Source organism: Paraburkholderia humisilvae, from assembly GCF_902859855.1.
GTDB lineage: Bacteria > Pseudomonadota > Gammaproteobacteria > Burkholderiales > Burkholderiaceae > Paraburkholderia > Paraburkholderia humisilvae.
In genome coordinates this window covers 17,650-34,388 of record NZ_CADIKH010000004.1, presented here as the reverse complement: position 1 = coordinate 34,388, position 16,739 = coordinate 17,650, and the positions used below count along the sequence as shown (strand labels likewise).

The window sequence follows — 16,739 nt, the reverse complement described above, 5'->3', positions numbered from 1 at the left end:
CTCCACCCCCTACGCACCTTTTCGAGGATTCGATGGAAAAAAATTTTAAGCGCCGAGAATTTATTCAAGCCGCGTTAGCATCGGTCGCCGCGTTAAGCACGCCGCTGGCTCAGGCCGGTCCGCGCGTTCCCGAGCACGAAACAGAAATCGAGGCTTTGGTCATAGGTAGTGGATTCGGCGGCGCGGTGGCGTCGCTGCGACTCGGCGAAGCACGCGTCGAAACGATTGTGCTCGAGCGTGGCAAGCGCTGGCCGATCACGCCGGCCGGGAATACGTTCAGTTCGATCGTCGCGCCCGACGGCCGTTCGACCTGGCTTAGCCCAAGCACCATCCTGCCCGCACCGTTTTCCCCAACGCCGATCGATGTTTTTACAGGGGTATTCGATCGCAAGATTGGCAACGGTATGACAGCTTATTTCGGCGCAGGCGTCGGAGGCGGTTCGCTTATCTACGGTGCAATCACGATCCAGCCGGACAAACGCAACTTCTACCAGGTGTTTCCGCGCGAGGTTGACTATGACACGCTGGACCGGACCTACTACCCGCGCGTGAAACGCATGCTCGCCGCGACGCCGATTCCTGACGACATCCTCGCGTCCGACGCGTACCTGTCGAGCCGCCTGCTGAAACAGCAGGCTGAAAAAGCCGGATTGAACGTTGTTAAGCCTGATATCGCGATAGATTGGAATACCGTGCGCGATGAGATGCGAGGACGGCGAGTGGCTTCAATCATCGCCGGCGAAGTGTATTACGGAACCAACAGCGGCGCGAAGAACAGCCTTGACCGAAACTATTTGCGCCAGGCGGAAGAGACCGGCTATGTGCGAATCGAGCCGCTGCATGTCGTCACGGCGATCGAGGAGGCCGGCAGCGACAAATACCGTGTGCGGGTTGACGAGATCGACGAACGCGGCAACGTGCTGAGGAAAAAGATCTATCTGTGCCGTTATCTGTTTCTCGCGGCGGGGTCGGTGGGCACCACCGAGCTGCTGGTCCGTGCGCGGGCGACCAGCAAATTGCCCCGTCTGAACGATACGGTCGGCAGATACTGGGGTACGAATGGCGATTCGAACGCGGTCATGGTCAATGGCGTCCTGACGAACATCAATCTGGGGTCGCCCGGTGTGGTCGCAGTTCAGGACTTCACGAAGGACGGCGTCCCTCTACTGCTCGAAACATTTCAGGCGCTACCGTTGCCGCCCAACCTTCTCGCGGTACTCGGGCTCGCTATCACGAAGCCGGAAGGATACTTCTCCTACAACCGTGCGAAGGACACTGTCGAGCTCAACTGGCCAGCCGGTTCCCGTAACAATGCGCAGATTGCCAAGGCACTCACGGATGTCTACAACCGACTGAACGATGCGAACGGTACGATTCTCGCCGCGCCGATCGATCAGACTTTTACCGCTCACCCTTGTGGTGGCGCGGTAATCGGTCAGACCTGCGATGAGAACGGCGAGGTGTTCGGTTGCCGAAATCTGTTTGTGATGGACGGCGCGTTGATTCCGGGCTCTGCGGGATGCACGAACCCTTCGATGACGATTGCCGCGTTGGCCGAGCACAACATGGACCGCTTTCTCGACGGACGCCACGGACGATAAGTCATAAGCGTTTGCGCCGTTGAAGGTCACGCACCGCGGAACATGCGTGTGCGATCAGGCAAGCGGAATCTGCACGTTGAGCACGGTCGCGTTGCCGGTCGCGCTCAACGTCAGGGTTCCGCTGTGCCGTGCGACGCGCGCGCGCATGCTTCGCAGCCCTACGCCTTGTGGTGCGACAGCATGCGTTGTATCGAAGCCGATGCCATTGTCGGCAATGACGATATCGAGCATCCGCCCGTCCATGCTCAACGCGATATCGACGCGCGTCGCGCGGCTATGTTTGAGCACGTTGGTGACCCCTTCCTGCAACACGCGCATCACGTCGAGGCCGACCGACGCCGGCATGTGCGCGTTCGCAACGCTGTGAATCTTCCAGTAACAGTCGATTCCCCGGTGCTCGAGCAGTTGCGCCAACCGGTGGCGCAGCGGGGCAATCCATTCGTCGATTGGCTCGGCGTCGGGTTGCGCTCGCGTCGCGGACTCGATAATGATGCGCAGATCGTCACGCAGCGCTTTCAGCAGAGAAAGGAACCGCTCGGCCGGTATCGCGTGCGGCGTCTGTTCGAGTGCGGCAATATGGCTGACCAGCATCCCGCCAAGCCCATCGTGCAGGTCATGCGCAAGGCTCGCGCGTTCGTTGATGCGCGCCTGCGTCACGTCCGCCGCGTGCTGGTCGCGCACGCTCAGCGTCGCCTCGCGTTGTGCGTATTCGGCCCGCGAAGCGAGTTCAGCGTCGAACCGGTCGGCACGCGCGAGCGCGGCTGCGAAGCGGCGCGCAAGCAGGATCGCCATCATGATCGTCAGCAGTTGGGAAGCGGGTGCCGCATAGCGCAGCGCATCGTTGGCAACGGCCGCCGGGATGAACAGATCGTGCACGCCGGCGACGACGCAACCGGTCATGCACAACGCGAGCAGCGCAAGCTCACCGTGGCGATTGCGTAGCGCAAAGCAGATCAGCGAAGCACAACTGATGACCGAAACGCACACCGATGCGGCAGCGAGAAGCGCGCGTATCTCGTGGAGATAAGCGTGCGGCGCGCCGGTCATGGCAGCGACGCCGGTCGCGACGGCGACCCACAATACGGTTTCGGGCAACTGCCGCCGCCGTCCGCAAAGTCGAGCGACAAAGCTGGCCAGGCACGCGCTGCATATCAGCAGCGCGACCGAATTGAAGCGTGCGCTTGCGTCGATTGTCGCGAATGGCCACGGGTCGGTGGCAAGCTGGTTCGACACATAGGTAAACCAGGCAAGCGCGGTCAGGCTGAACCAGCCGTAAGCACTCTCTTGCGGACGCATCAGCCAGATGAGCGCGAACAGACATCCGAGCACGCCGGTCGCGGTCAGTCCAATAAGTGGGAGATTACGCCGCAACGAAGGCAGCGACTCTTCCCGCGCCGGCAACGCGGTTGGATCATCGATGACGAGAAACACCACGCCAGACCCGACATCAGACACAACCCGCGGCACAAACTCCGGCGCAGCGCTGATCCGATACACCGCGAGCGCGGACGTGCGCATCATTGTCGCCTGCTGCACGCGCCACCCGGGTGAGCGCGCGGCATCAACGCGCGGCGCGTGCGCGGCCTGACCGGCCGATGCCACACCGCCGCAAAGCGCGACGACCCAGATCAGGGCAACAAGCCATGCGTACGCGCTTCGAAAATGGCCTGAGTGCGCGAGTTCACCGCCAGCTTCTTGTAGATATTTTTGATGTGACATTCGACCGTCAGCCTGGACAAGGACAACAGCCCGGATATCTCCCGATTCGTTAGCCCCTTGCCCACCAGTCCAAGCACCTCGATTTCTCGACGGCTAAGTGGAGCGGCCGGGATCGCGTGCTGCGTAGCGTCTCCCGAGCCGCGCAAAAGGGATGTGGCGGAACCGGCCAGGGCAAGAATGTGCTTCGCGATGAATGGGTCGATCGGCGCGCCGCCACGCAGCGCACTGCGAATCGACAGCGTGATTTCGATCTCGTCGCGCTCCTTGAGCAGATAGCCGGTCGCGCCGGCTTGCAGCGCGGAGAGGATCGTATGCGGTGAACGCCACGCGGAGATTACCAGAATCGGCAGTGCGGGATCTTTAGCGTAGAGCTTGTGAATCAGGTCGATGCCATTGCCGTCCGGCAGCCCGCAATCGACCAGCGCCATCGCGAAGCGTTGGCTGCCGAGCAACCCGTCGGCCTCGGCGAGTGTTTCGGCGAACCACAACGCGTCGTCGCCATAGCCGAGCGTCGCGAGAATGCCGCGCAACCTGACCTGCATCGCCGGGTCGTCCTCCACAACGAGCAGCGGACGCGGCAGCGTCGGCTCGCGAGTTTCGAATGATGGTTGAGTCATGGTCGGATCAGTCATCGGCATGCGTGGCCCCGTTGCATGCAGTCAGCCGATTAAGGAGGGCTTGCGAGCCTGGCATAAATGCATGTCCGCCAAAATACCTGAAAACAGGTAGGCTGAGTTCGAAAACCCTGCGCGGGCCGTTGCTGCCACTGCTGACGGATACCTAATTCCAGGTATTGCCGTTATCGCAGCACTCCGATTAAATGCCGACAAAATTCTTCGAAACACTCGTGAATATCAGCGCTCCGCACGATATGCGCGAAGCGTGAAGCAATTCAATTCGTTGCTGAATCGCCGCTGCCCCGACCTGGGCAATTTATCGGCACGCAACGGATTGCGGGGGCGAGCGCAAGCATCACGCTACCAGCGCTCGACAAGCGGCCTCACATGTCGCATTTCAATTGCGAGGCGCTCCGCCCTGACAGCAGGTGGGTAGCTTGACGATAGGAGCGTTTGAAATTCGCGCATGACCTCGATGCGCTCGCCGCGCTTGCCGCGGTCGCGAGCGGGGCAGCGCATACACATTCTTTCTTGCATTTTGCGGATGGCTTGCGTCTGTCCTCGCTCGCACGTGCGATGTGCGAGGGGGGCGCTTTTTCCAAAACGTATCAGGGGTTCCCGGAGATCCTTCCATGTCCAACAGCCTGCAAAAGTGGATTGGGCGCAATCGCCCGCCGCGTGTCCAGATCACCTATGACGTCGAAATCGGCGATGCCGTCGAGAAGCGCGAACTGCCGCTCGTCGTCGGCCTGCTTGCCGATCTGTCGGGCCAGCCCGCCGAACCGCTGCCGAAGCTCAAGGAACGCCGCTTCGTCGAGATCGACCGCGACAACTTCGACGAGATCATGGGCAAGATCCGCCCGCGTCTGGACCTGTCGGTGCCCGACACCGCGAAAGGCGAAGGTAACCTGAAGGTCGAACTGCACTTCAGCGAGTTCGCCGACTTTCATCCCGAGAACATCGTGAACCAGGTGCCGCGTCTTGCGAAGCTGCTCGAAGCGCGTCAGCAATTGCGCGACCTGCTCGCGAAGCTCGACGGCAACGACGAACTCGACTCGATGCTCGACCGGATCATCCAGAGCACGGAAGAACTGAAGAAGGTGCAAAGCCTGGCCCAGGCCGGCGAGCCTGCCGCGGCCGGCACCGCCGCTGGCGAGCCCGCCGCGGGGAGCGCCGCGCCAGAGGCGGGCGCCGAGACCCCGTCGGCTTAACGTACCTGTCGTCAATCAACCGGTGTCCGGGCACAGCGCGGGCGCAAACCCCATTCAAAGGTGATGCACATGGCAAGCAAACAGGCGGCCGGAACGTCAGCCGCAACCCAGACTGAAAGCGTCGCAGGCGAACTGAGCCTGCTCGATCAGATCGTGCATGAAGGCAATATGGCGGTCGAGCCGTCGCAAAGCGGCTACGCGAAGAAGCTGATCGGCCAGCTCGCGTCGCAGATTCTCGACGAAGGGATGCGCACGAGCCCCGATAAGAGCGTGGTCGCGATGATCAACGAGCGGGTCGCCGAAATCGACGCAATGCTGACGGACCAGCTCAACGCGATCATGCACGATCCGGCGTTCCAGGCGCTCGAAGCGTCGTGGACCGGTCTGCACGACATGGTGTTCGGCACCGAGACGAGCGGCAACCTGAAGCTGCGCCTGCTCAACGTGGCGAAGAAGGAACTGCTGAAGGACCTCGAATCGGCGGTCGACCACGATATGAGCGTGCTCTTCAAGAAGGTCTACGAAGAAGAGTACGGCACGTTCGGCGGCCACCCGTATTCGCTGCTGATCGGCGACTACACGTTCGGCCGGCACCCGCAGGACATCGCGCTGCTCGAGCGCATCTCGCGCGTCGCGGCGGCCGCGCACGCGCCGTTCATCGCATCGGCGGCGCCGAGCCTGTTCGATCTGAAATCGTTTACGGAACTGGGCGTGACGCGCGATCTTTCAAAGATTTTCGAAAGCGCGGAGCTCACCACGTGGCGCAGCTTCCGCGAGACCGAGGACTCGCGCTACGTCGCGCTGGTGCTGCCGTCGTACGCGGCGCGCCTGCCGTATGGCACGAAGACCAAGCCGGTCGAAAGCTTCAACTTCGAGGAAGACGTCGACGGCACCGATCACGGCAAATATCTGTGGGCCAACTCGGCCTATCAGATGGGCCTGCGCATAACCGACGCGTTCGCCAACTTCGGCTGGTCGACCGCGATTCGCGGCGTGGAGGGCGGCGGCAGGGTAAACGGCATGGTCGCGCATACATACAAGACCGGCGAAGGCGACATCGCGCTCAAATGCCCGACCGAAGTGACGATCACCGATCGCCGCGAGAAGGAACTGAACGACCTCGGCTTTATCGCGCTGCTGAACTCGAAGGGCTCGAACATGGCCACCTTCTTCGGCGGCCAGACGACCAACAAGCCGAAGCTTTACAACAAGGACCTCGCGAACGCGAACGCGCATCTGTCGTCGCGTCTGCCGTACGTGCTCGCCGCGTCGCGCTTCGCGCACTACCTGAAGGTGATCATGCGCGACAAGGTCGGCAGCTTCCAGACCCGCGCGGACGTCGAAAACTACCTGAACAACTGGATTGCCGACTACGTGCTGATCAATCCGTCCGCGTCGCAGGTGCAGAAGGCGCGCTATCCGCTGGGCGAAGCCCGCGTCGACGTGACCGAAGTGCCGGGCAAGCCAGGCTCGTACCGCGCGACCTGCTTCCTGAAGCCGCACTTCCAGATGGAGGACCTGACCGCGTCGATCCGTCTGGTCGCCGAGTTGCCGGCCGCGGCGGCCTGAGCGACGTCGAGCGGCCCTGAGCCACCCATTGGATACCTGAACCGAGCCCATCATGGACACCATTCTTCTCGAACTGACCGACGTCAAGGGCAACTCGTTGCTCAAAGACCATTCGGACAAGATCATCGTCGACTCGTTTTCGATCAGCATGCAGTTGCCGGTCTCGAACGATCCGGCCAACACCGAACGCACGCTCGGCCGCGTGAATATTTCGGAGATGAGTTTTTCAAAGGCCACCGACCTGTCCACGCCTGCGCTGTACTCGGCGTGCTCGGCCGGCACGAAGCTCGGCGACGCGAGCGTGCTGATCGGCCGCAACGAAGGCGGCGCGTTCATGCTGCACATGAAATATGTGCTCAGCAACGCGATGGTGTCGACCATCTCGACGGGCGGCGGCGGTGGCGGCATGTCGGACAGCTTCACGCTGAACTTCACGAAGATCACCGCCGAATACACGCAGCAGAACACCGACTCGTCGAAGAAGGGCACGGCGCCGTTCGGTTGGGACCTGTCGACCAACACCGACGCCGCGCCGGCTAAGAGCTAAGCGGCGCAAGCCGCGTCAGCGCCGTGCGCGCCGCGTTGTCATGCCGGGAGTGAAAGCCGATGTCAGCCCTCGCCAGCGGTTCATCGATGTCGCTGTTCGACCGCGTTGCCGATGCCGATGCCGACGCGCGACGGCCGCTGGCCGATGCGCTGCGCGCATCGATTGAGCGGGATCTGGCGCGGCTGCTCAATACGCGCTCACGGCTTACGTTCGATCTGTTTGCGCAACGCGAAGGCACGGTGCTCGACTATGGCGTGCCGGACTTCACCGACCATTCGTTGCAATCGGGCGCGGACCGCGACGCGATCGCGGCCGCGGTCGCGCGGGCCATCGCGCTGTTCGAGCCGCGGCTGACGAAGGTCTCGGTCGGCTTTACCGGCACGGGTGGTGCGGGCGGCACGGGCGCGCCGCGTTTGGCGATCCGCGGTGAGATGCGTGCCGGCACCGCGGTGCATCACGTCGCCTTCGAACTCGCGCGCGCCGCGGCCGGCGCCGCCGATGCCCGCTGGGAGGCTCATGGCTGACGTCGTGCCGGACGACATCCTGCAGTACTACAAGCATGAACTCGCGTACCTGCGCACGCAGGGCGCCGATTTCGCGCGCCGCTACCCGAAGGTTGCGGCGCGCCTGGCGCTGCACGGCAACGAATCGCTCGATCCGCATACCGAGCGGCTGATCGAGGCGACCGCGTTTCTCGCCGCGCGGGTGCATCGCGACCTCGACCAGGCGTTTCCGCAGATCGCGGCGTCGCTGCTCGAAGGGGCGTGCCCATCGCTTGCGCAGCCGCTGCCGTCGATGACGATTGCGCAATTCGATCTCGATCCGGAGCAGGGCAAGGTGACCGCGGGCTTTCGTGTGCCGCGCCACACGGGCTTGCAGGCGCGCACCGAAACCGGCGACGTGTGCCGCTTCCGCACCGCTTGGGACACCGTACTGTGGCCGCTGAAAATCGTGCACGCGCGTTTTGCCGACGACGCGACGCTGAGGCTCACGCTGGAATGCGACGCGCAGGTCGATTTCGCCGAACTGGAACTGGCGAGCCTACGCATTCATTTGCATGGCGACTGGATGGTGACGATGCCGCTTTACGAGTTGCTGACGGCGGGCGTGTCCGATGTGTCGGTGCAGCCCGAAGGCGGCCGGCCGTCGCTGCTGCCGGCCGGCTCGTGGCGCGAAGTCGGGTATGCGCGCGAAGACAGCGTGCTGCCGCAGCCGGCGCACGCGCAGCCGGCCTACGGGCTGATGCAGGAGTATTTCGCGTTTCCGCGCAAGTTCCATTTCTTCGACCTGCACGGTCTGCGCGGCCGCATGGGGAGCGCCCGCTGCTGCGAGATCGCGCTGCACCTGCGGCATGCGCCGCACGGGCTCGCGACGCTTAACGCACAGCATTTCCGGCTGGGCGCGACGCCGATCGTCAATCTGTTCGCGCAGACCAGCGAGCCGATCGCGATCGATCACCGCCAGTTCGAATACCGGCTGGTCGCGGACCGGCAGCGCGAGGCCATCACCGAAATTCATTCGGTGACGTCGATGGTCGTGTCGGACCCGAACCAGCGGCATACGCGCGCGATTCCGAGCTTCGCGTCGGCGCAGCACGGCGACAAGGTGTACTGGTCCGCGCGCCGGGAGCACACGCTGCGCGGCAACATGGCGGGCACCGATATGTTCGTCAGCTTCATCGACGCGGACAACGCGACGGCGAGCACGACGACGCTGCCTGTCATCTACGCGAACGTGCTGTGCACGAACCGGCGGCTCGCCGAACATGTGCCGGCCGGCGCGCGACTGCTGGTCGAAAAGGTGTCGCAGAACGTGCATGTGCGCTGCCTGTACGAGCCGAGCGCCGCACGTAATCCGCCGCTGCACAGCGAAACCTTATGGCGCCTCGTGTCGCTGCTCACGCTGAACCATCAGTCGCTGGCGAGCGGCGCGACAGGCCGTGCGCAGCTGCAGGAACTGCTGCGGCTGTTCGCATCCGATAGCGCGCGCGAACAGGATCAGATACGCGGCGTAAAAAGCGTCGACACGCGCAGCGCGACCGCGCACGTCGGCACCGAAGCGTGGCGTGGCTACTGCCGTGGCACCGAGATCGCGCTCGAGTTCGATGCGGACGCATTTGCGGGCGGTTCGCCGTTGCTGATGGGGGCGGTGCTGGCGCGCTTCTTCGCGCTGTATACGACGGTCAACTCCTTTGTACGCTTGGTGGTGCGCCGTGGAGACGGGATATGGAAGCAATGGGAGCCGATGACAGGCTGTCAGCCGCTGCTTTGATCGTCGAGCTCACGCAGCACGCGCCCGGCTTCGATCTGTTCCAGGCGATCGCGCTGCTCGAACGGGCCGCGCCGCAGGCCGAGCCGCTCGGCACCGGCGATGGCGCGCGCGAAGCGGTGCGCCTGTCGGGCCATGTGTCGCTGGCGTTCGAGGCGAGCGATGTGCGCAGCGTACGGGAGAATCCGCCGCACGACGACGGCGCCGCGTTGCACGCGCTGGCGGCCGAAGCGCGCGGCGTGCCGCCGGTGACTTATACGCTGACCACGCCGGTGCTGACGCTGGCCGGCGCGAACGGGCCGCTGCCGATGCCGATTACCGAGCTGCTGCTCGAGCGCCGCGCGGCGCGCGACTTTGCGCTCGCGGATCTGCTCGACATCTTCAATCATCGTTTCCTGTCGTTTCTGTATCGCGGGCGCAAGAAGCACGCGCCCGGCCTGAACTGGCAATCGCCGCATGCGTCGGCGCTTGCCGCATGCCTCGACGCGCTCAGCAATCTCGGGCTGCACCGCGGCACGCCCGGATCGGGTCACGCGAGCGCCGGACGTCCGCGTGGGACGCAGCCGTGGCTGCGTCATGCGGGGCTGATGAGCGGCGCGCCGCGCTCGATGGCCGGGCTGGTCGCGCTGCTCGCCGATCGTCTCGGCTTACGGGTGACCGGCACGCAGTTTATCGGCGGTTGGCGCGCGGCCGACCGCGCGGATTCGACGCGGCTCGCGGGTTCGCGCCACGGCGTGCACGCAGCCGGCTCGCGCGTCGGCGGCGTGCAATTGCTGGGACGCCGCTGGTGGGATCAGGCCGCCGGTATCCGCATCGAGTTTCACGACTTGCCGCGCGCGCGCTTTACCGCGCTGCTGCCGGGCGGCGCTGACCACGAACTCGCGCTGTGGCTGATCCGCAGTCATCTGCAGGAGGACTTCGACGTGCAGTTCATGCTGTATCCGGCGCCGCAGACAGTCGCGTGCGCGGTGGGCGGCAAGACAGCGGCGCGGCTCGGCTGGACGTCGTGGCTGGCGGGCGCGCGTGCGGCGGGCGTGACAGCGGAAACGGGAGCGGCAGCGAGTGCTGCCCAAGGGCTGCTGTCCGACGGCCGCATGGGTTCTGTGCGCAGTCGCGCCCAGCCGGCGCTCGCGCCGGTGCGCTGTGCCGCGCGTGCGAGCGGCGCAGCGGCGCGGCCGCACCGCTGATCCTTGACGCGCGACGCGACCACGACGAATCCCAATACGACACAAGTACCAAGCAAGCACCAAGCAAGCACCACGAAACGACGACGCCTGACGAGGAAACCGCCGCATGGACATCGATATCCGCACGCTGCTGAGCCGGCTCAATCCCGCATGCCGTCATGCGATGGAGCAGGCTGCGCAGTCGTGCGTGCGGCAAACGCACTACAACGTCGACGTCGAGCATCTGCTGGTCGCGCTGATCGAAACCGATGCCCCCGATCTGCGCGCGATACTTGCGCATTTCGACCTCAGCGTCGAAGCCGTCGCTGCGCAGTTGCAAAAGGCAATCGACCAGTTCAAACGCGGCAATGGCCGCACGCCCGCACTGTCGCCGAATTTCACGCCGCTGCTGCAGGAGGCGTGGCTGATGAGTTCGATGCTGCTCGGCGAGCAGCAGGTGCGCTCGGGCACGCTGGTGCTGGCACTGCTGGAGGTCGATAGCCTGCGCGGCCTGCTGCTCGAATCAGCGCCTGCGTTGCTGAAGATCCCGCGCGCGAGTCTGCGCGATGCGCTGCCGGCGCTGCTCGCCGATTCGCCCGAGGACACCGGCGGCGGCGCGCGCGAAAGTGGCGCGCCGGCTGGCGCATCAGCTGCGGTTGCCACGGCGCCGGCGCGCGCCATGCCGACCTTGTCGGGCGCCGGTGCCGGTCATGCGTCGCGCGAGGGCGCGCTCGAGCAATACACGCTCGACCTGACCGCGCTCGCGCGGCAAGGCGCGATCGATCCGATTCGCGGCCGCGACGGCGAGATCCGGCAATTGATCGACGTGCTGCTGCGGCGCCGCCAGAACAATCCAATCCTGACCGGTGAAGCGGGCGTCGGCAAGACGGCCGTCGTCGAAGGATTCGCGCAGCGGATCGTGCAGCGCGACGTGCCGCCGGCGCTCGCGAACGTGTCGGTGCGCTCGCTCGATCTCGCGCTGTTGCAGGCGGGCGCGGGCATCAAAGGGGAGTTCGAGAACCGGCTGAAGTCGGTGATCGCCGAGGTCAAGGCGTCGCCGACGCCGGTGATCCTGTTTATCGACGAAGCGCATCAACTGATCGGCGCGGGCGGCAGCGAAGGTCAGGGCGATGCCGCGAATATGCTGAAGCCCGCGCTCGCGCGCGGCGAACTGCGCACGATCGCGGCGACCACGTGGGCCGAATACAAAAAGTATGTCGAGCGCGACCCGGCGCTCGCGCGGCGTTTTCAGGTGGTCAAGGTCGAAGAGCCGAGTGAGGCAGTCGCGATCGACATGCTGCGCGGCATGGTGCAAAAGCTCGAAGCCCATCACGGCGTGGAAATTCTCGACGAAGCAGTGCGCGAGGCCGTGAAGCTGTCGCACCGCTATATCTCGGGCCGGCAATTGCCCGACAAGGCGATCAGTGTGCTCGACACCGCTTGCGCACGCGTCGCGATCGGCCAGAGCGGTGTGCCGGAAGAGGTCGAAGCGCTCAGCCGCGCGATCGAGACCGCGGAAAATCATCTGCGTATCTTGCGTCACGAAAGCGCGACCGGCGCCGAGCGCGCCGATGCGATCGCCGCGCGCGAACACCAGCTCGCCGACGACCGCACGCGCTATGCGCGGCTCGCCGACAAGCTCGCGACCGAAAAGCGCGCAGTGGCCGAAATTCTCGCGTGGCGGCGCAAGATCGCGCAGCATCTCGCGGCGGCGGAAAGCCCGAGCGGTGCAGGCAACGCCGATCACGATGACGAGAACGGCGCGCTCGACGATCAACCCGGCACGATCGGTCAGCACACGCTGGAAGTTGCCGAAGCGCTGGAAACCCCCGAAGACGACGAAGCGTCGCTTGCCGCCAACCTGGCGCGCCTCGAAAAAGGCCTCGAAGCCGTCCAGAACGACGAACCGCTGGTGCCGGTGTGCGTCGACTCGAACGTCGTCGCGAACGTGATCTCCGGCTGGACCGGCATCCCGGTCGGCCGCATGCTCGCCGATGAATTGCACACGGTGCTGTATCTGCAGGACAAGCTCGCGGAGCGCGTGGTCGGCCAGCACGAAGCGCTCGACACGATCGCCCGCCGCATTCGCACCTTCCGTGCGGACCTCGACGATCCGGGCAAACCGGTCGGCGTGTTTCTGCTGGTCGGCCCGAGCGGCGTCGGCAAGACCGAGACCGCGGCCGCGCTGGCCGACACGCTGTACGGCGGCGAGCGCAACATGATTACCGTCAATCTGTCCGAGTTTCAGGAAGCGCACAGCGTGTCCGGCTTGAAGGGTGCGCCGCCGGGCTACGTCGGCTATGGGCGCGGCGGCGTGCTGACCGAGGCGGTGCGGCGCCGGCCGTATAGCGTGGTGCTGCTCGACGAAATGGAAAAGGCGCATCCGGACGTGCTCGAACTATTCTTCCAGGTGTTCGACAAGGGCATGATGGAAGACGGCGAGGGCGTGCCGATCGACTTCAAGAACACGCTGATTCTGCTCACGTCGAACGCCGCTCAGGACGTGATTACCGACGCATGTCAGGGCGGCCGCCGCCCGCCGCCCGAGGCGCTGATCGAGCAGTTGCGGCCCGCGCTCGTGCGGCAATTCAGCCCCGCGTTTCTCGGCCGGCTGGTGCTGGTGCCGTACTACCCGCTCGGCGACGCGCAGATCGCGTCGATCGTCAAACTCAAGCTCGAACGGCTCGCGCAACGTTTCGCACGCAATCACCATGCGCCGCTAACCTGGGATGACGCGCTGGCGCAACTGATCATGCAGCGCTGCAAGGAAGTCGATAGCGGCGCGCGCAACGTCGATCACATTCTGACGCAGGCGGTGATGCCGGAGCTCGCGCGCCAGGTGCTCGAGCGCATTTCGATCGCGCGGCCATTTTCGGGCGTGCATCTCGGCGTGAGCGCGCAGGATGGCATCGAGTTCCGGTTCCGTTCTTCGGACGAGGCGTAACGGCTATGTCGACGGTCGCCGCCACTCAGACGCACTGCCTGCTGTCGGTCACGACGCCGCTCGGCGCCGATGTGCTGCTGCTCGACGGCTGCGCGGGGCGCGAAGCGATCTCGGAACTGTTTCAGTTCGATCTACGGATGCGCTCGACCAACAAGGCGCTCGATTTCAGCACAGTGGTCGGCGCGACCGCGACCGTCAAGCTGCAAGCCAAGGCAGGACCCGCGCGCTATCTGAGCGGCATCGTCACGCGCTTCGCAAGCGTCGGCACCGACGTGCAATACGGCCATTACTCGGCGACGCTCGCGCCGCAGCTGTGGCGCGCGACGCTCGGGCGCGATCGCGCGATCTATCAGAACAAGAGCGTGCCCGACATTGTGAAGGCGGTGCTCGGCACGTTCAATGTGACGTTCGCGGAGAAGCTGACCGGCACGTACGCGGCGCGCGACTACTGTGTGCAATACGACGAGAGCGCGTTTCAGTTCATCTCGCGGCTGATGGAAGAGGAAGGCATCTTCTACTTCTTCGAGTTTGCCGACGGCACGCACACGATGGTGCTCGCGGACAGCGTCGGCGCCCATCTGAAGGACACGAATAGCGCGACGTTGTATTGCACAGGCACAGCCGGCGTGGCCGCGAACATCGAGCGCCTCGGTACATTCGAAGTCGCGCAAGCGCTGGTCGCCGGCGACCATATGCTGGCCGACTACGACTTCGTGGCGGCCACCACCTCGCAGGCGCAGAAGCAGACCTCGGCAACCGGAGCGGGCGCAGGCGCGGACCTGTTGCGCTACACGTTTCCGGGCAAATACGCCGACGACGCGGATGGCGCGCGCAAGGCGGCAGTCCGCCTTGCCGCGCATACAGTCGGGCAGCACACCGGCCATGGCAGCGGCGAATGCTACAGCCTCGCGGCCGGTAAGTTCTTCACGCTGGCCGCGCATGCGAACGCGGCGCTCAATGTCGACTATGTGGTGCGCAGCGTGATGCACGACGCGACCAACGACACGTACCACAACCTGTTCGAGATCTTCCCGTATAGCGTGCCGTTCCGCGCGCCGTTCGTGACGCCGCTGCCGGTCGTGAACGGCACGCATACCGCGAAGGTGACCGGCTCGTCCGGCGAGGAAATCTGGACCGACAGCTATGGCCGCGTGAAGGTGAAATTCCACTGGGACCGCTCGGCCACCGCGAACGAAGATACGTCCTGCTGGGTGCGGGTATCGCAGGCGTGGGCCGGTCAGGGCTGGGGGCAGTTCATCCTGCCGCGCATCGGCCAGGAGGTGATCGTCAGTTATATCGACGGCGATCCGGACCGGCCGCTCGTCACGGGCTGCGTGTTCAACGGCGTCAACACGACGCCGGTGACGCTGCCCGGCTCGCAAACGCAAAGCGTGCTGCGCTCGCGCTCATCGAAGAACGGCCAGGCCGGCAATGAGATTCGCATGGAGGACAAGCTCAATTCGGAAGAGCTGTACCTGCATGCGCAGAAGGACATGAACGTCGCGATCGAGAACGCGCTGACGACGACCGTCGTGGGCGGTGCGCAAAAGCTCGTCGTTCAGCAGGGCGACCGCACGCTCGACGTGCAGACCGGCAAGGAGACGTACTCGGTCAAAGGCACGCGCTCGCTCGATATTACCGGCGACGAGACGCATACGAATCACGGCAAGTTCACGCAGACGACCGGCGGCGACTACACGCTGAAGATCACCGGCAACCTCGTGATCGAAGCGACCGGCACGGTCAGCATCAAATCCGGCACGTCGTTCGCGAACGAAGCGGGCACGTCGCTCGCGTTGAAGGCGGGCACGTCGCTGACCGCGCAGGGGACGACCGTCGAGCACAAGGCGTCGGCCACGCAGACGGTCGACGGCGGCGGGATGCTCGCGCTGAAGGGCGGCATCGTGAAACTGAACTGAACCGGACCTGCGACGCGATGAGCGAGACCTTGACCCAACCCTTTGCCTTTGGAGCCGCACCCGGTGCTGCGCCACGCGCCGCGACGGGCACGCACGCCGCCGCCGCTGCGACGGTTGTCGAGGAATGCGACGACGCGGGCCGCGTCGTGAGCCGCACGGAAATGATGAACGGCGTGCCGCATGGCGAGCTGGTGCGTTTCGGCCCGAACGGCGCGCCACTGTTGCACGCGCGCTATGTACATGGCGCGCTGTCGGGGCCGTTGCGCACCTTCGACGAACAGGGCCGTGTCGCGCATGAAGCGCACTACCTGAACGGCAAGCTGCATGGCGCGATGTCGCTGTATCAGGACGATCGTCTCGCCAGCCGTCAGCAGTATGCGGGCGGCGTGCTGCATGGAGAGAGCGTCGTCTACGCGGCGTCCGGGCTGGTGGTATCGAGGATGACTTACGAGGCCGGCGCGCTCGAGCGCGAAGCGGTCTTTATGCACGACGGTGTCGTGGTGCGCCGCGTGTCGTATCGCAAAGGGCTGATGGATGGCGACGCGCGCGACTACGCGCGCGACGGCACGCTCGCCCAGGCGGCGCCGTATCGGGCGAACCTGTTGCATGGAACGGTGCGGCGTTTCGCGCCGGATGGCAGCGTCGTCGAACAGCGCACCTATGCGCAAGGCAAGCCGCAAGGCGAATGGCGGCCGGTCCCCGCGCAACCGCCGGGCGCTCATGAGCAGGGTGGCGCGCCGCGCTTTGTCAGGCACCTGGAAAAGTGGGTAAGGGGGAGCGCATGAGCCTGCTCGTGACCGCGGGCGCGACCCTGCAATGCAGCTTCGGCGCGGCGCCGGCGCCGCTCTCGGTGTTGCCGGCCCACTGCGTGATGGCCGGCGCGCCGGCGGCCACGGTGATGGACAACGTGCCAATGATGAACGTGATGCCGTTCGGCGTATGCAGTTGCGCCGCGAACCCGACGGTCGCGGCGGCGACCGCGGCCGCGCTCGGTGTGCTGACGCCGATGCCGTGCGTGCCGGTCACCGCCGCGCCATGGGCGCCCGGCTCGCCGACCGTGATGATCGGCGGGATGCCGGCGCTGCAGAACGCTTCGCAACTGATGTGCACGTGGGGCGGCGTGATCACGGTGATCGCGCCGGCACAAGTGACGACGATGGTTCCCTGATGGTGACGCA

13 protein-coding genes are annotated in these 16,739 nt (G+C 65.0%); 11 read left to right on the top strand and 2 right to left on the bottom strand.

Annotation, left to right across the window (positions count from 1 at the left end; all coding sequences use genetic code 11):
• Positions 1–32 precede the first annotated feature (32 nt).
• Positions 33–1,601 (top strand): GMC oxidoreductase, encoded by a 1,569-nt coding sequence (locus tag HV796_RS04800; RefSeq protein ID WP_175225318.1) that lies wholly within the window; start codon positions 33–35, stop codon positions 1,599–1,601.
• Positions 1,602–1,655: 54 nt separating this feature from the next.
• Here the strand turns inward: HV796_RS04800 and HV796_RS04795 are convergent, their stop codons facing one another.
• Both HV796_RS04795 and HV796_RS04790 read right to left on the bottom strand, forming a co-directional pair.
• Positions 1,656–3,122, bottom strand: a complete 1,467-nt coding sequence (locus tag HV796_RS04795) for a sensor histidine kinase (RefSeq protein WP_175225317.1) — start codon at positions 3,120–3,122, stop codon at positions 1,656–1,658.
• Positions 3,123–3,229: 107 nt separating this feature from the next.
• Complete coding sequence (locus HV796_RS04790; protein ID WP_175225316.1) at positions 3,230–3,937, bottom strand: response regulator transcription factor; 708 nt, start codon at positions 3,935–3,937, stop codon at positions 3,230–3,232.
• Between the two features lie 632 nt (positions 3,938–4,569).
• Between HV796_RS04790 and tssB the strand changes: the two genes are divergently transcribed.
• The 10 genes from tssB (at position 4,570) to HV796_RS04740 (ending at position 16,729) form a co-directional block, all read left to right on the top strand.
• Entirely contained in the window at positions 4,570–5,148 is a 579-nt protein-coding gene (tssB, locus tag HV796_RS04785) for a type VI secretion system contractile sheath small subunit (protein ID WP_175225315.1), read from the top strand.
• Between the two features lie 69 nt (positions 5,149–5,217).
• Positions 5,218–6,717 (top strand): type VI secretion system contractile sheath large subunit, encoded by a 1,500-nt coding sequence (gene tssC, locus HV796_RS04780; RefSeq protein WP_175225314.1) that lies wholly within the window; start codon positions 5,218–5,220, stop codon positions 6,715–6,717.
• Between the two features lie 52 nt (positions 6,718–6,769).
• Complete coding sequence (locus tag HV796_RS04775) at positions 6,770–7,264, top strand: Hcp family type VI secretion system effector (RefSeq protein WP_175225313.1); 495 nt, start codon at positions 6,770–6,772, stop codon at positions 7,262–7,264.
• A 59-nt stretch (positions 7,265–7,323) separates the two neighbouring features.
• Positions 7,324–7,788, top strand: a complete 465-nt coding sequence (tssE, locus tag HV796_RS04770; protein ID WP_175225312.1) for a type VI secretion system baseplate subunit TssE — start codon at positions 7,324–7,326, stop codon at positions 7,786–7,788.
• A complete protein-coding gene (gene tssF, locus HV796_RS04765) occupies positions 7,781–9,535 on the top strand; it encodes a type VI secretion system baseplate subunit TssF (protein ID WP_175225311.1) in 1,755 nt (584 codons plus the stop codon). The genes tssE and tssF overlap by 8 nt, the downstream gene beginning before the upstream one ends.
• On the top strand, positions 9,490–10,719 hold the full coding sequence (tssG, locus tag HV796_RS04760) for a type VI secretion system baseplate subunit TssG (RefSeq protein ID WP_175225310.1): 1,230 nt from the start codon (positions 9,490–9,492) through the stop codon (positions 10,717–10,719). The genes tssF and tssG overlap by 46 nt, the downstream gene beginning before the upstream one ends.
• 106 nt (positions 10,720–10,825) lie before the next feature.
• Positions 10,826–13,642, top strand: coding sequence for a type VI secretion system ATPase TssH (gene tssH / locus HV796_RS04755; RefSeq protein WP_175225309.1), 2,817 nt, complete (start codon positions 10,826–10,828; stop codon positions 13,640–13,642).
• Between the two features lie 5 nt (positions 13,643–13,647).
• A complete protein-coding gene (tssI, locus tag HV796_RS04750) occupies positions 13,648–15,561 on the top strand; it encodes a type VI secretion system tip protein TssI/VgrG (RefSeq protein WP_175225308.1) in 1,914 nt (637 codons plus the stop codon).
• Positions 15,562–15,590: 29 nt separating this feature from the next.
• Positions 15,591–16,346, top strand: coding sequence for a toxin-antitoxin system YwqK family antitoxin (locus HV796_RS04745; protein WP_246355695.1), 756 nt, complete (start codon positions 15,591–15,593; stop codon positions 16,344–16,346).
• On the top strand, positions 16,343–16,729 hold the full coding sequence (locus HV796_RS04740; RefSeq protein WP_175225307.1) for a DUF4280 domain-containing protein: 387 nt from the start codon (positions 16,343–16,345) through the stop codon (positions 16,727–16,729). Before HV796_RS04745 ends, HV796_RS04740 begins: the two co-directional genes overlap by 4 nt.
• The last annotated feature ends 10 nt before the right edge of the window (positions 16,730–16,739 follow it).